Source organism: Enterobacter sp. JUb54, assembly GCF_014298075.1.
GTDB lineage: Bacteria > Pseudomonadota > Gammaproteobacteria > Enterobacterales > Enterobacteriaceae > Klebsiella > Klebsiella lignicola.
The window spans coordinates 979,817-994,504 of the sequence record NZ_CP060418.1 but is presented as its reverse complement, the minus strand read 5'-3'; the positions used below and the strand labels follow the sequence as shown (position 1 = coordinate 994,504).

General features: G+C 59.2%; 13 protein-coding genes. 8 read left to right on the top strand and 5 right to left on the bottom strand.

Annotated features, from left to right (window positions below; all coding sequences use genetic code 11):
* The first annotated feature begins 142 nt into the window (after positions 1-142).
* Both fdhF and HF679_RS04450 read left to right on the top strand, forming a co-directional pair.
* A complete protein-coding gene (fdhF, locus tag HF679_RS04455; protein WP_123754626.1) occupies positions 143-2,290 on the top strand; it encodes a formate dehydrogenase subunit alpha in 2,148 nt (715 codons plus the stop codon).
* Between the two features lie 878 nt (positions 2,291-3,168).
* A complete protein-coding gene (locus HF679_RS04450; protein ID WP_187042647.1) occupies positions 3,169-3,318 on the top strand; it encodes a hypothetical protein in 150 nt (49 codons plus the stop codon).
* A gap of 106 nt (positions 3,319-3,424) precedes the next feature.
* On the opposite strand, the gene HF679_RS04445 is transcribed toward HF679_RS04450, so the two are convergent.
* The 3 genes from HF679_RS04445 to HF679_RS04435 form a co-directional block, all read right to left on the bottom strand.
* Positions 3,425-3,883 (bottom strand): (2Fe-2S)-binding protein, encoded by a 459-nt coding sequence (locus HF679_RS04445; RefSeq protein WP_123754627.1) that lies wholly within the window; start codon positions 3,881-3,883, stop codon positions 3,425-3,427.
* A gap of 44 nt (positions 3,884-3,927) precedes the next feature.
* Positions 3,928-7,143 (bottom strand): molybdopterin cofactor-binding domain-containing protein, encoded by a 3,216-nt coding sequence (locus tag HF679_RS04440; RefSeq protein ID WP_154145126.1) that lies wholly within the window; start codon positions 7,141-7,143, stop codon positions 3,928-3,930.
* A 305-nt stretch (positions 7,144-7,448) separates the two neighbouring features.
* Positions 7,449-8,219 (bottom strand): DeoR/GlpR family DNA-binding transcription regulator, encoded by a 771-nt coding sequence (locus HF679_RS04435; protein WP_174510005.1) that lies wholly within the window; start codon positions 8,217-8,219, stop codon positions 7,449-7,451.
* Between the two features lie 92 nt (positions 8,220-8,311).
* On the opposite strand from HF679_RS04435, the gene HF679_RS04430 reads away from it, so the two are divergent.
* Positions 8,312-8,695 (top strand): VOC family protein, encoded by a 384-nt coding sequence (locus HF679_RS04430; protein WP_123754630.1) that lies wholly within the window; start codon positions 8,312-8,314, stop codon positions 8,693-8,695.
* Positions 8,696-8,755: 60 nt separating this feature from the next.
* Here HF679_RS04430 and HF679_RS04425 read toward each other — a convergent pair whose 3' ends face one another.
* The gene (locus tag HF679_RS04425; protein ID WP_123754631.1) at positions 8,756-9,664 is read right to left on the bottom strand and encodes a DUF535 family protein; all 909 of its coding nucleotides are present in this window, start codon (positions 9,662-9,664) and stop codon (positions 8,756-8,758) included.
* A 304-nt stretch (positions 9,665-9,968) separates the two neighbouring features.
* Between HF679_RS04425 and HF679_RS04420 the strand changes: the two genes are divergently transcribed.
* Positions 9,969-10,109 carry a hypothetical protein gene (locus HF679_RS04420; RefSeq protein ID WP_004102786.1) on the top strand — a complete coding sequence of 47 codons (141 nt, stop codon included), beginning with the start codon at positions 9,969-9,971 and terminating at the stop codon, positions 10,107-10,109.
* A gap of 46 nt (positions 10,110-10,155) precedes the next feature.
* Here the strand turns inward: HF679_RS04420 and HF679_RS04415 are convergent, their stop codons facing one another.
* Positions 10,156-11,049 (bottom strand): LysR family transcriptional regulator, encoded by an 894-nt coding sequence (locus HF679_RS04415; protein WP_187042646.1) that lies wholly within the window; start codon positions 11,047-11,049, stop codon positions 10,156-10,158.
* 142 nt (positions 11,050-11,191) lie between these two features.
* Here HF679_RS04415 and HF679_RS04410 point away from each other — a divergent pair, with 142 nt between their 5' ends.
* From HF679_RS04410 to HF679_RS04395, 4 genes are read left to right on the top strand one after another with little or no spacing between them, the layout of a single operon-like run.
* Positions 11,192-11,899, top strand: coding sequence for a CoA transferase subunit A (locus HF679_RS04410; RefSeq protein ID WP_123754633.1), 708 nt, complete (start codon positions 11,192-11,194; stop codon positions 11,897-11,899).
* A gap of 2 nt (positions 11,900-11,901) precedes the next feature.
* Positions 11,902-12,558 (top strand): CoA transferase subunit B, encoded by a 657-nt coding sequence (locus HF679_RS04405; RefSeq protein WP_123754634.1) that lies wholly within the window; start codon positions 11,902-11,904, stop codon positions 12,556-12,558.
* A gap of 9 nt (positions 12,559-12,567) precedes the next feature.
* Positions 12,568-13,749, top strand: a complete 1,182-nt coding sequence (locus HF679_RS04400; RefSeq protein WP_123754635.1) for an acetyl-CoA C-acetyltransferase — start codon at positions 12,568-12,570, stop codon at positions 13,747-13,749.
* An 11-nt stretch (positions 13,750-13,760) separates the two neighbouring features.
* Positions 13,761-14,684: a 3-hydroxyacyl-CoA dehydrogenase family protein gene (locus HF679_RS04395; RefSeq protein WP_123754636.1), complete on the top strand. Its 924-nt coding sequence runs from the start codon at positions 13,761-13,763 to the stop codon at positions 14,682-14,684.
* Positions 14,685-14,688: the final 4 nt, after the last annotated feature.

Below are 14,688 nucleotides of genomic sequence, written 5' to 3'. Positions count from 1 at the left end.
CTTGTGCTGCCAGCGTTATTGCCCTGCTGAGTCTGCCTGTGGTCCAGCACGCCATTTATCTTTGCCTCGATAGCCGCTTTAATTTTTGGCTTTTTTTCAACCACTGAGCCTGCGTTTCGCTCTGACGAGGATAATTATCATAATGAAAAACGTGATGACCGTATGCCCCTACTGCGCCGCCGGCTGTAAGATCAGGCTGGTGACCGAAGCGGGGAACATTCTCCGTGCTGAAGCCGCCATGGGGAAAAATAACCAGGGAACCCTGTGCCTGAAAGGCTACTATGGCTGGGACTTTATTAACGATACCCAGATCCTCACCCCGCGTCTGAAAACCCCGATGATCCGCCGTCAGCGTGGCGGCAAACTGGAATCCGTCTCCTGGGACGAGGCCCTCGACTACGTCGCCACCCGCCTCAGCGAGATTAAAGCCAAGTACGGCCCGGATGCTATCCAGACCACCGGCTCATCCCGCGGGACCGGCAATGAAACCAACTATGTGATGCAAAAATTCGCACGCGCCGTTATTGGTACCAATAACGTCGACTGTTGCGCGCGCGTCTGACACGGCCCTTCGGTTGCAGGTCTGCACCAGTCGGTCGGTAATGGCGCCATGAGTAATGCCATCACAGAGATTGATAACACCGATCTCGTGTTTATCTTCGGGTACAACCCGGCAGATTCACACCCCATCGTGGCGAATCACGTGATTAACGCCAAACGCAATGGGGCGAAAATTATCGTCTGCGATCCGCGCAAAATTGAAACCGCGCGCATTGCCGATATGCACATCGCGTTGAAAAACGGCTCGAACATCGCGCTGCTCAACGCCATCGGGCATGTCATCATCGAGGAAGATCTCTACGATAAATCCTTCGTGGCCAGCCGTTCCGAGGGCTTCGAGGAGTATCGTAAAATCGTCGAAGGCTACACGCCGGAGTCGGTGGAAGCGATCACCGGCGTCAGCGCGCAGCAAATCCGCGAATGCGCCCGGATGTACGCCAGCGCCAAATCCGCCGCGATCCTGTGGGGCATGGGCGTCACCCAGTTCTATCAGGGAGTGGAAACCGTCCGCTCGCTGACCAGCCTGGCGATCATGACCGGCAACCTCGGTAAACCGAGCGTCGGCGTCAACCCGGTGCGCGGGCAGAACAACGTCCAGGGTGCCTGCGATATGGGCGCGCTGCCGGATACCTATCCGGGCTACCAGTATGTGAAGTTCCCGGAAAACCGCGAGAAGTTCGCCAGAGCCTGGGGCGTCGACAGCCTGCCGGAACATACCGGCTACCGCATCAGCGAGCTGCCGCACCGTGCGGCACATGGCGAAGTGCGGGCGGCGTACATCATGGGGGAAGATCCGCTCCAGACCGACGCCGAGCTGTCCGCCGTGCGTAAAGCCTTTGAAGAGCTGGAGCTGGTTATCGTCCAGGACATCTTTATGACCAAAACCGCGTCGGCGGCGGATGTGATTTTACCGTCAACGTCGTGGGGCGAGCATGAAGGCGTCTATACCGCCGCCGACCGTGGCTTCCAGCGCTTCTTTAAAGCGGTAGAGCCGAAGTGGGACCTGAAAACCGACTGGCAGATCATCAGTGAAATCGCCACCCGGATGGGCTACCCGATGCACTACAACAATACCCAGGAGATCTGGGACGAGTTGCGGCATCTGTGCCCGAACTTTTACGGTGCCACCTACGAGAAAATGGGCGAGCTGGGCTACATCATGTGGCCGTGTCGCGACGAGTCCGATGCCGATCAGGGGACCTCTTATCTGTTTAAAGAGACCTTCTCCACGCCGAACGGCCTGGCGCAGTTCTATACCTGCGACTGGGTTGCGCCGATTGACAAGCTGACCGACGAGTACCCGATGGTGCTCTCCACGGTGCGTGAAGTGGGCCACTATTCGTGTCGTTCGATGACCGGCAACTGTGCGGCGCTGGCCGCGCTGGCGGATGAACCGGGCTATGCGCAAATCAACACCGCCGACGCCGCGCGTCTGGGGATTGAAGATGAAGCGCTGGTGTGGGTCAATTCGCGCAAAGGGCGGATCATCACCCGTGCCCAGGTCAGCGACCGGCCGAATAAAGGGGCGGTCTATATGACCTACCAGTGGTGGATTGGCGCCTGTAACGAGCTGGTGACCGAGAACCTGAGCCCGATAACCAAGACGCCGGAGTACAAGTACTGCGCCGTGAACGTTGAGCGCATCGCCGATCAACGCGCCGCCGAGCAGTATGTGATTGACGAGTACAGCAAGCTGAAAGCCCGCCTGCACGAAAGCGCGATGGGTTAATAACGCCGCCTCCCCGGAGGCGGTGCTGCGCACCTGTCCGGGCTACCAGACTGCACACCCGTAGCCCGGGCAAGGCGCATCTGCGCCGCCCCCGGGAACATCGCCGAACTGTCCGTGACTGACGAGCACGACAAGCCGGAAGCCCGCCTGAGCGAAAGCGCAATGGGTTAACCAGGCTGCCTCCCCGGAGGCGGTGCTGCGCACCTGTCCGGGCTACCAGACTGCACGACCCGTAGCCCGGGCAAGGCGCATCTGCGCCGCCCCCGGGAACATCGCCGGGCTGTCGGTGACTGACGAGCACGACAAGCTGAAAGCCCGCCTGCGCGAAAGCGCAATGGATTAATCACGTCGCTTCCCCGGAGGCGGTGCTGCGCACCTGTCCGGGCTACCAAACGCACAGCCGGTAGCCCGGGCAAGGCACGTCAGTGTCGCCCCCGGGAATATCGCCGAACTGTCGGTGACTGACGAGCACAACAAGCTGGAAGCCCGCCTGCTCGAAAGCGCCATGGGTTAATCACGTCGCCTTCCCGGAGGCGGTGCTGCGCACCTGTCCGGGCTACCAGACTGCACACCCGTAGCCCGGGCAAGGCGCATCTGCGCCGCCCCCGGGAATATCGCCGAACTGTCGGTGACTGACGAGCACAACAAGCTGGAAGCCCGCCTGCTCGAAAGCGCCATGGGTTAATCACGTCGCCTTCCCGGAGGCGGTGCTGCGCACCTGTCCGGGCTACCAGACTGCACACCCGTAGCCCGGGCAAGGCGCATCTGCGCCGCCCCCGGGAATATCGCCGAACTGTCGGTGACTGACGAGCACAACAAGCTGGAAGCCCGCCTGCTCGAAAGCGCCATGGGTTAATCACGTCGCCTTCCCGGAGGCGGTGCTGCGCACCTGTCCGGGCTACCAGACTACACGACCCGTAGCCCGGGCAAGGCGCATCTGCGCCGCCCCCGGGAACATCGCCGGGCTGTCGGTGACTGACGAGTACAGCAAGCCGGAAGCCCGCCAGCATGAAAGCGCGATGGGTTAACCACGCCGCCTCCCCGGAGGCGGTGCTGCGCACCTGTCTGGGCTACCAGACTGCACGACCCGTAGCCCGGGCAAGGCGCATCTGCGCCGCCCCCGGGGTTGTACGGCTACGACTTTAAGGCATGGTGGATTGAATCCAGGATCGGTTGATAGCCGGTGCAGCGGCAGATATTGCCTTCCAGCACATCCTTGAGCTGCTCATCCGTCGGGTTGGGCTCGGCGGTCAACAGCGCGGTGGTGCTCACCAGCACGCCTGGCGTACAAAAACCGCACTGCACGCCCCCTTTTTCGACAAACGCCTGCTGAAGCTTTTGCGTCAGCGGGTTATCGTTCAGCCCTTCGAGGGTCGTTATCTCCGCCCCGTCACACTGCCCCGCCAGAACCATACAGGAACAGACGGCATTGCCATCCATCAATACCGTACAGGCCCCGCACTCCCCGATGGAGCAACCCTCTTTGGTGGCGGTCAAATGCAGGGTATCCCGCACCAAATCCAGCAGCCGCATGCGGCCCTCAACCTTTGCCTTCACCAGCTTGCCATTCACCTTTACGTTAATTGTGCTCATTGCTCAGTCCTGTACAGGGCGACGCCGCGCCCCGGTTGTAATAATTATTTCCCATGGGCCAGTTGCGCCTGCGCCATCATGTCGCGGAACATGCTGATAAAGACCGGCTGTTTGTAGGCGGCAGACCAGCGCTTGCCGATGGCGGCGTAGATCAGCTTATCCAGCACCTCGCAGGCGCTCTCCACGGTGTCACTATTCAGCACATGGCCCGTCAGACAGCGTTCAACATCCAGCAACCGCTGCGGCTTGCTAAACAATGCGCCATCCACCAGCCGGCAGTAGCTGACGGTCCCGTCGCTATCGAACTCCATCAGCGCGCTCAGGCTCTGGCGGGTGATATTCAGCGCGTTGCGGCGCCCCAGCTGATGATAAAAACCGGCGGCGTGCGGCCTGGCCGGCGGCGGCAGGATCACCTTGGTCAGCAGTTCATCCGCCTGACGCTGGGTTTTGTAGCCGGAGAGCACAAACTCACTCAGCGCCATCCGCCGCACGCCGTGCAGCGAACGCAGTTCGATACTGGCATCGTAGAGAATGGCCGGCGGGAGCGAATCACCGCAGGGCGCGGCGTTGACGATATTGCCGCCGATAGTGGCACGGTTGCGGATCTGGTGCGAACCCACCGTATGACAGGCCTGCACCAGCAGCGGATAGCGTTCACGCAGCAGCGGATGCTCGGTAATACGATTGAATGCCATCGCGGCGCCAATCATCACCTCATGGGTGTGTGGATCTTCCGTTATCCCGATCAGTTCCGGCAGGCGGGAAATATCCACCAGCTTCATCGGCCGGGTTTGCAACCGTCCCTGCACAATGACATCCGTCCCCCCCGCAATCGCCGTCACCCCCTCCTGGGCCAGCAGCGTAAGCGCCTGTTCCAGACTTTGTGGACGAACCACCTCTACGTCGGTCAAACGCAGCACCTGTTTTTTATTATCTGCCTCGATCATCAGTTCACTCTGGCGCGCCGGTTTCTTCAGGTTATAGCCGAGGATCACCTGCTCCAGCGTCAACGGCAGCTTATTGAACCGCGTCCCCAGGGCAAAACTGACCGCGTTGTTGATCGCCGCAGCGGCCAGTTCGGTGGCCGGCTCGCCGATCCCCTTCGCCCCCATTGGCCCGGCAATATCCGGGTTCTCAACGCCAATCACCGTCATGCGCGGAATATCTTTGATGGTGGGCAACAGGTAGCTGTCGAAGTTTTCTGACTTCACCTGGCCGTGCTCGATATTGAAATCTTCCAGCAGCGCATAGCCAAACCCCTGAGCGATACCGCCGCACACCTGCCCTTCGAAACCTACCGGGTTGAGGATCCGCCCGACGTCATGCGCGGCGGTTACGTGTAGCAGGTCGGTTTTCCCGGTGCTGGTGTTCACCCGAACTTCCGCCACCTGGCACCCATAAACCCAGGTGAAATAAGGGCTGCCGCAGCCTTTTTCTTCGTCCCAGTGGATCGGCGGCGGCACAAACCAGCCGTATTCGGTCAGGCTGACGCTGGCCCACTTGGTTTTGTTCACCGCAGTTTTGAAATCCATCTGCTGGCGAGGATCATGTTTGTTGATAATCAGGCCGTCCTGCCACAGGGTGTCGGCAAGCTCCTCGGTACCGATGGTGTCGCCCACCACGCTGAGAATACGCTGCTTGATCTTCTCTGCAGCATCAAGAATCGCCCCGCCGCCGACCATGGTTCCTCGCGTAGCCGCCGTTGAACCACCGTCGCCAATCACCGAGGTTGGCGGCTCGCTGAAGTGGATCTCCGCAAGGTCAATACCAAAGGCTTGCGCGGCAATCAGCGACATAGTGGTCTGCAGCCCCTGGCCGTTTTCCGACACCGAGGTCGCGATATTGACGCTGCCGTCTTCGTTAACCTGAATCAACGCCGTTGAGGTATCGACCCCTTCCGCCCCGATGGAGCAGCCGCGATAGCTGAGCGCCAGACCAATACCGTAGCGCCAGACGCCGCCCTGCTGGTTCAGCAGATGATAGCGCTGGCGTTTGGCCATAAACTCCGCCGAGCTGCTGGCTTTTTTCAGCACCTCGATCGCCGACACGGTGTGTTTATCAAAAACCTGCCCGGTGATTGAAGTGTCGCCCTGGCGCAGCGCGTTGATTTCCCGTAGCGTCACCGGCGACATGTTGAGGTAATCCGCAATCTCATCCATCAGCGATTCATGGGCATACACCACCTGCGGTGAGCCAAAGCCGCGCATCGCCGAGGTGTAGCTGTTATTGGTGTAGACCGCTTTCACATCGATGTGAACATTGGGGATACGATACGGCCCCGCGGCCTGCACTGAAGAGCGCCAGGTGACAAATGGCGAAGAGGCGGCATAGCCACCGCTGTCCGCCAGAATGGTGACTTTCATCGCCACAATATGTCCCGCCTCGTTGAGGCCCACCTTGTACTTCATTTTGTAAGGGTGACGCTTACAGCTTTCGATGATTGACTGCTCGCGGGTGTAGGTAAATTTCACCGGTCTCCCGGTTAAGCGGGTAAGCAACGCCGAGCGACAGGCCAGATGGTCAATCACATCATCTTTACCGCCAAAAGAGCCGCCCATCACCGCACGCTTAATGTTAATCATGCTTTGCGGGCAGCCCATAAATTTCGCGACGAAACCGCGTACCCGATGCGGGTTTTGAATCGAGCCCGAGATAATCAGGCTGCCGTCGGTCGGGTCTAACCAACTGAGAACCACTTCCGGTTCGATGTAGGCGTGCTCCTGAAAACCGACTTCATACTCGCGTTCCAGTACGTGGCGGGCTTCGGCAAACCCCTTGTCGATATCCCCTTTGAGGGTGTGATGATGCGCGGCGATGTTGTCGCTGCGTTCGGGGTGTATCCGACGGGCGTCCGGCGCCAGCGCCTGTTCGATATCGGTGAGCGGCGTATAGGGCGTATAGCGGACGCGAATTTTGTCGGCGGCTTCACAGGCGGCTTCATAGGTCGTTGCGGCCACAACGGCGATGACGTCACCGTGAAAGACCACCTCATCTTTGATGATCGGCAGGTAGTCTTTCACAATTACGCCCACCACCGACTCCCCGGGAATATCCTGCCAGGTGGCGATCTTCACGACGCCGTCAACCGCCAGCGCCTCGTCTAAATCGAGCTGTTCAATTTTGCCCGCCGGGATATCCGCATAGCGGCAAACCCCAAAGAGCATGCCCGGCAGGGTGATATCATCGCCATAAATGGCCGTTCCTTTGACTTTCGCCTGACCATCCACACGCCCTGGCGACGCTGAACGTAAAGCACACATAGCATTCCCCTTATTATTGACCGTTGTTGGCAAACCCGGCGCTGGCCTGGTTCGCCACGGGTAAAGCCTCATCGGGGACTACTAAATCCAATATCTGTGCCAGAGTTATGCGGGCAGGAAGTTAGCGCTGCTTTTTGTGACTGCAAACGCAAAAAGCGGCGGCAGCAGGGAAAAATAGTGAGGATTGGCGCGTCGCCGGGCCGGAAGATGGCGGGCAAGCGGCGAAATTATCAAAGTGATAAAGGGGAATTTCTCAATTTAATAAAGGTCGCCTGCGCGACTGTCGGCGACCTAAGACCGGGGAGTCAGACGGTATAGATACGGATATCGTGCTCACGGAAGGCATCGCGGTACTGCCGGCTGACGTTCTCCTCCACCACCAGCACATCGATCCCGCTGCTTTCGGTCACCACAAACCGGGCCACCGCCGGGATTTTATCGGAGGTCAGGCCGACGATTATCTCGCTGCACTGTTTAATCACCGCTTTTTTGAACTCACAATCGGCGTAGTCAAACCCGGTCAGGCCCGACTCCGGCGCCATCGCACAGCCGCCGATAAACCCCTGGTCAAACAGCACGCCCTGCAGCTGGGCCACCGCCGAGGCGCCGACGCAACCGCCCGAGGCCCGCTGCACCTGCCCGCCAAGCATCACCACGTCATAGCGCGGCTTTTTCAGCAGCACCGCGGCGATTTCCGGGGAGTTAGTTACCACCGTCAGCGCCAGCTCTGCCGGCAACGCTTCGGCCATCGCCAGATTGGTGGTGCCGGTATCGATAAAAATACAGCCGCCGGGTTTCACCAGTCTTGCGCATTTCTGCGCGATCCTGAGTTTTGTTGCCGTATTTTTGTCTTTGCGATCGCTGTAGTCGCCGGCTTCCGGCAGGTTCATAACCGCACCGCCGTAGACCTTTTTGCAAAAGCCATCTTTGCTCAGTTCATGCAGATCCCGGCGAATAGTGTGCTCTGAGACGTTTAAGCGGGTTGCCAACTCCGCACATACCACCCGCCCGTTCTCCTGAAGGATCTGACAAATAAGCGCTTGTCGCTGCTGAGGGAAAGCTGCATAATCGAGCACACAAACTCCTTTATTAACCTTAATCGAGCAATAAAGAGCATGATCATGCATTGGCCCTTGCTCTGTCAACCCGTCTTCTCAGGAGAGCTACCATGAAAGTCGCCCACATCGCCTTATGGACCCACCAGCTTGAGCAGCAGGCCCGTTTCTGGACCGGGTTCTTTAACGGCCAGATTAACGAGAAATATTGCAGCCAGACCAACCCCGGCTTTGAGTCTTACTTTGTGAAGATCGGCGACGACATCGCCATTGAACTGATGAGTAAACCAGGATTACAGCCGGGCGCGACGGATAATAACCACACCGGCTGGGTACATCTGGCCATTTCGGTCGGCGGCGCGCAGCAGGTTGATGCGCTGGCGGCACAGGCGCAGGCCGAGGGCATTCTGGTCTCCCCTCCACGCACTACCGGAGATGGCTATTACGAAGCGGTCATCAAAGACCCGGATGGAAACCTGATTGAGATTGTGGCGTGATTTAGTGGAAGATACCGGGCCGACAGCCCCCTGCTGGCCCGGTAATCTGTTAACGGCAGGTTAACTGGTGGGCTGATACCCGCCGATCTGCCGCAGGGTGGTCAGCATCTCCAGCTGCGCCAGCTCTTTCAAACCCTCGCGTTTGATAAACTGGCTGCGGTGCTTACTTTTCACCTCGGCGATATTTTTCCTGACCTCCTGCGCCGGTAATTTATACCAACCGCGACGATGTTTTTCCCCGCCGACTTCCAGCCACAGTGCCGCATAGCTGGTTTTTACCTGCTCGCTTTTCACGTGGAAATCGGAATCGACCGCATACAGCGCATTAATATCGCTATGCTGTAAAAAACCATACAGCAAAGAGATAATTAAATTTTTCGGCCGGGTACCATGCAATGCTTTGGTCAATAGCTTGATCTCTTCAGAGGAAATATCCTTCCCGCCCTGAATACCACCAATATAAGCCCGACCATCTGCCGTACAGGAAAAACAGATACTGTAGAGACGTTGTTCGCCCTGCAGCATTAACAGCATCAGCTCGCCCTCTTCCTGAAAAGGCGATGCCAGAAGATTTACCGTGATCTGCGCGCCGTCTTTTAGCGGGATCTCCGCCAGCGTCAGGCCAAATTCGCGGACGTTATACAGCTTCGCCAGCGCCGCCTTGCTGAAGGTTTTCTCCATAAAAATCAAAGAACCGTGGGCAATTTCCAGCTTGCTTCTTTTGGACAGGGTTTTATTGAGATAGGCTTTGAACGGCTTATCCTGAAAACTCACCAGTCCTTCGGTGGCAGCGGTTAAACGAGCGCAGGCATATTGTTCACACAACGCCTGGTATTCTTTATATTTCCCTCCTGGCAGCGATATTTCTCTGCATTTACGTAAGACCTTTTTATATTCGAGTTTAATGTGACAGATTAACTTATTATTTTTTCGCCATTCTTTGATGGCAACTATTGTTGTTTGAGTCATTATTGAAGAACCATAGAATCAACCATAATCGCGGGCATAATATCATAACCAGCTCAAGTCAACGGTGAATCACCAACTCGTTGTCGTTTCATTTAATATGTAGCGAAGCAATCTTTTCTGCGCTGTATAATTAAACCCAGTCCCTCGTCAATACTTATTAGTGAGGATCTCAGCGCGCGAGTGACCGGACAATCGGGGCCGCGCATTATCGCTGTGTGCGGTAGGCGCTGGCGCAGGGTTCATCCCCTCCGGGTTTTGCTCTATAATCTGTCGACAGTCAAAACAGAAGCAAAGTAGGTAACTCATGGAAATTGATCTCGACAACCTGGTATTCAGCGGTCTGGAAGAAGCGCAAGAGCGTAATGCCGAACGCCTCGAAGACGCCGACAAAAAAGCCCAGGCGATTGTTGCCGATGATGATTGCGGCGACGCCTGCAAAATCTGATTTCTGAACCGGCGCGCTGCGCCGGTTTTTTTTGACCTCAGCCGACTCAGCCCGGCGAAAACGCCCCTTTCAGCGTCTCCAGCAGCGCCTGCGCCGCTTTTGACAGCTGCATATGCCCGGCGTGAATCACCCCAACGCACTTCTCGATCTGCGGATTGTCGAGCGGCAGACACACCGCTCCCAGCGCCTGCATCTGTGACTGACATAATGCCGGAACGGCACTGCCGCCGAGGCCGCTGGCCACCATTCTGCCCACCGTTACCAGTTGGTGACTTTCCAGCGCCACATCCAGCTTACGCCCGCTGCGCGCCAGCTCCTCTTCCAGCATCAGGCGAACCGCAGAAGGCCGCTGCAGGGTAATAAAATCGAGGCTCAGCAGCTCGCGCCAGCAGAGACGATGCTTGCTGGCGAGCGGCGAGGTTTTCGGCACGATGGCGATAAACCGGTCAACCCCGAGCGGGGTAAACAGTAAATTATTGGTCGGCGCCGGTTCGAAGGCGATCCCCATCTCCACCCGCCCCTCGCGGACCATCTCAATCACCTGTTCGTTAATCACATCATGCACCGTCACGTTGATACCGGCATAGCGGTCGCGGAAGGTTTTCAACACCTCAGGCAGCACGTTGGCCGCAAAGGAGGGCATCGCCGCCACCGAGATTTTGCCACGCTGCAACGTAAAGCTCTGGCGCATCGCCTCCTCGGCATTGTCCCAGTCTGCCAGCAGCTGGCGGGCCATCGGTAAGAAGATCTCCCCCTCCTGGGTCAAGGTCACTTTGCGGGTGCTGCGCTGCAGTAAAGCCCCGCCGAGTACCTCCTCCAGCCCCTTGATGGTCAAACTCAGCGCCGGCTGCGAAAGATTCAGTCGCTCGCTGGCATGGGCGAAATTCAGAGTGTGAGCTACCGCTAAAAACGCGCGTAACTGTTTGACACTCATTCTCATTTTTCATCCTGTTAACTGATTGAAAAAATTTAGTTAACAATAAATTAATAAGAAAACCAAATGAGTGGGTCACAAATTCAAAATTATCAAATCAGTCCGCGCCCCCAATGATAGCCCCATCGCAAGCCAGCAGAGGTGAATCATGGCAGGACTGGATAAGCGCGTCGCCAGCTACGCAGCGGCGCTGGAAGGGTTAACGGATGGAATGACGGTGCTGGCCGGCGGTTTTGGCCTGTGCGGTATCCCGGAAAATTTGATTGCCGAAGTACAGCGCCGGAACGTGCAGGGGCTGACGGTGGTCTCCAACAACTGCGGCGTCGACGGTTTTGGCCTCGGCATCCTGCTGGAGAGCCGCCAGGTACGCAAGGTTGTCGCCTCCTACGTTGGCGAAAACGCCCTGTTTGAACAGCAGGCGCTCAGCGGCGAACTGCAGGTCGAGCTTACGCCGCAAGGTACGCTGGCGGAGAAAATCCGCGCCGGCGGCGCGGGGATCCCCGGTTTTTATACCGCCACCGGCTACGGCACGCCGGTGGCTGAGGGCAAAGAAGTCCGCGAGTTTGCCGGCAAACACTACATCCTTGAAGAGGCGATTACCGGTGATTTCGCGCTGGTCAAAGGCTGGAAAGCCGACTGGTACGGCAACGTTATCTATCGCCATACGGCACAAAACTTTAACCCGCTGATGGCCACCGCCGGTCGGATTACGGTGGTCGAGGTTGAAGAGATCGTGCCTCCCGGTGAACTCACCCCTTCCGCGATACACACCCCCGGCATCTATGTCGACCGGCTGATTGTCGGTCAGTTCGAAAAGCGTATTGAGCAGCGCACGCTGCGCACAGGGAGCCGCTAATCATGCTGACTCGCGAACAAATGGCCATGCGCGTCGCCAGAGAGCTGCGCGATGGCGACTACGTCAACCTCGGCATCGGGATCCCGACGCTGGTAGCCAACTATATTCCGGCGGGCATAGACGTGATGCTGCAGTCCGAAAATGGTCTGCTCGGCATGGGCGGCTTTCCCGATGAAGCGCAACTCGACGCGGACATGATCAACGCCGGGAAACAGACGGTGACCGCCCGCACCGGCGCGGCGATTTTCGACTCCGCGCACTCCTTCGCCATGATCCGTGGCGGCCATGTTGACCTGACCGTCCTCGGGGCCTTCGAAGTCGACGTGGCGGGCAATATCGCCTCGTGGATGATCCCCGGAAAAATGGTGAAAGGCATGGGCGGCGCGATGGATCTGGTGGCCGGCGCGCAGAACATCATCGTGGTGATGACCCACGCCTCGAAAAGCGGCGAATCGAAACTGCTGGCGCAATGCACCCTGCCGCTCACCGGCGTCGGCTGCATCCGCCGGGTGCTGACCGACCTCGCCCTGCTGGAGATACGCGACGGCGCTTTCGTGCTGCGCGAATACGCCCCCGGCGTCTCTCCCGACGAGATTGCCAGCAAAACGGCCGGCCGGCTGATCGTGCCGGACGACGTCTGCGAAATGCGTTTTAACTGAGGAAACCTAATGAACGAAGTCGTGATAGTCGGCGCCGTCCGCACGCCCATAGGCAGTTTTCGCGGTGTCTTCTCAACCCTTTCCGCCGTTGATCTGGGCGCCGAGGTGGTCCGTAGCCTGCTGGCCCGCTGCGCGTTACCGGCCGAGGAAGTCGATGAACTGATTTTCGGCCAGGTCCTGACCGCCGGCTGCGGGCAAAACCCGGCGCGTCAGACGGCATTACGCGCCGGTCTGCCGGTCAGCTGTCCGGCGGTCACGGTCAATCTGGTGTGCGGTTCCGGTCTGAAGGCGGTACAGCAGGCGGTGCAGGCGATCCGCAGCGGCGACGCGCAGGTGGTGATCGCCGGCGGCCAGGAGAGCATGAGCAATGCACCCTATCTGATTGACGGCGCCCGGGCGGGGCTGCGGGTAGGCCATAGCAGCATGCAGGACAGCATGATTCAGGACGGACTGTGGGATGCCTTCAATGACTACCACATGGGGATGACGGCGGAGAATCTGGCCGACCGCTATTCCATCGACCGCCAGCAGCAGGATGCCTTTGCCGCCCATTCCCAGCAGAAAGCGGCGGCGGCAACCGAAGCGGGCCGCTTTGACGACGAGATCGTTCCGGTCACCGTCAAACAGGGTAAACAGCCGCCGCAGACCATTAGCCGCGATGAGCAGCCGCGCCCGGACACCACTCCGGCGCAGCTGGCGCAGCTCCGCCCGGCATTTCGCCAGCACACCGGTTCCGTCACCGCCGGCAACGCCTCGTCATTAAACGATGGCGCGGCGGCGGTGCTCCTGATGAGCGCCGATAAGGCCCGTGAGCTCGGGCTACCGGTGCTGGGCCGCATCGTCAGCGCCGCCGTGGCGGGGGTCGATCCGGCGGTGATGGGCATTGGGCCGGTCAGCGCCTGCGAGATGGCGCTGGCACGGGCCGGCTGGCAACTGGATGAGGTGGAGCTGATTGAGGCCAATGAAGCCTTTGCCGTTCAGGCGCTGGCGGTGGGCCAGTCCCTCGGCTGGGAGAGCAGCAAGGTCAACGTCAACGGCGGCGCTATTGCCCTGGGCCATCCTATCGGCGCCTCCGGCTGCCGGATCCTCGTCACCCTGCTGCATGAAATGCAGCGTCGCCGCGCCAGTAAAGGGCTTGCCACACTGTGCGTCGGCGGCGGTCAGGGTATCGCCATGACGATTGCACGTTAACAGGAGTCATTATGTATAAACCAACGCTGGCGGTACTGGGTGCCGGTCTCATGGGGATCGGCATCGCCTGCCACTTTGCACGCCACGGCCATCGGGTACGGCTTTACGACACCGACCCGGCACGCCTTGCCGAAGTCCCCGCCGTGGCCGCGGCCATTCTGCATGAACTGCACGACAGCGGACAGTTCGACATCGCCGCGCAACCCGCGGTGCTGGCGCGGCTGATCGGCACCCGCCATCTCGGCGAGCTGGCGGAGTGCACGCTGTTGATCGAAGCGATCCCCGAACGGCTGCCGCTGAAGCATGCCTTGTACGCACAGCTGGAAACGTTGATCGCCGCTGACGCCATCATCGCCAGCAACACCAGCGGCCTGCCGCCGGACCGTCTCGCCGAAGGCATGACTCATCCGGATCGCCTGCTGATCGCCCACTTCTGGCATCCGCCGCACTTTATTCCGCTCGTGGAAGTGGTGCCCGGGAGCGCCACCCGGGCGGAACTGCCGACGTTGGTCAGCGACTTTTTCACCACCACCGCTCTCGAAGCCGTGGTGCTCAACCGCGCGGCGCCGGGCTTTGTCGGCAACCGCCTGCAGTTTGCCCTGCTGCGTGAGGCGCTGCATATCGTCCACAGCGGCATCGCCTCGCCGGAGGTAGTTGACCGGGTTATGCGGGCCTCTCTCGGCCGCCGTTACGCAATGGTCGGCCCGCTGGAAGCGGCAGATATGACCGGGCTGGCGACGGTCCAGGATATCTGTCAACACCTGCTGCCGGAGCTGGCGAGCGGGACACAAATGATGGATCTGGTGGCGGAGAAGGTCGCCCGGGGCGATACCGGCGCCCGCAGCGGGCAAGGCTTTTACCGCTGGGATAACGCCCGGACGGCCCGCATCCAGTCTCGCCGGGAACACCTGCTGCGCTATGCCCTGAAACCGTAACTTC

Coding starts and splice junctions, on each gene's coding strand:
- HF679_RS04420 (WP_004102786.1), top strand. CDS start 9,969: ATGGAAATTGATCTCGACAACCTGGTATTCAGCGGTCTGGAAGAAGCG.
- HF679_RS04440 (WP_154145126.1), bottom strand. CDS start 7,143: ATGTGTGCTTTACGTTCAGCGTCGCCAGGGCGTGTGGATGGTCAGGCG.
- HF679_RS04405 (WP_123754634.1), top strand. CDS start 11,902: ATGCTGACTCGCGAACAAATGGCCATGCGCGTCGCCAGAGAGCTGCGC.
- HF679_RS04410 (WP_123754633.1), top strand. CDS start 11,192: ATGGCAGGACTGGATAAGCGCGTCGCCAGCTACGCAGCGGCGCTGGAA.
- HF679_RS04415 (WP_187042646.1), bottom strand. CDS start 11,049: ATGAGAATGAGTGTCAAACAGTTACGCGCGTTTTTAGCGGTAGCTCAC.
- HF679_RS04445 (WP_123754627.1), bottom strand. CDS start 3,883: ATGAGCACAATTAACGTAAAGGTGAATGGCAAGCTGGTGAAGGCAAAG.
- HF679_RS04400 (WP_123754635.1), top strand. CDS start 12,568: ATGAACGAAGTCGTGATAGTCGGCGCCGTCCGCACGCCCATAGGCAGT.
- HF679_RS04395 (WP_123754636.1), top strand. CDS start 13,761: ATGTATAAACCAACGCTGGCGGTACTGGGTGCCGGTCTCATGGGGATC.
- HF679_RS04425 (WP_123754631.1), bottom strand. CDS start 9,664: ATGACTCAAACAACAATAGTTGCCATCAAAGAATGGCGAAAAAATAAT.
- HF679_RS04430 (WP_123754630.1), top strand. CDS start 8,312: ATGAAAGTCGCCCACATCGCCTTATGGACCCACCAGCTTGAGCAGCAG.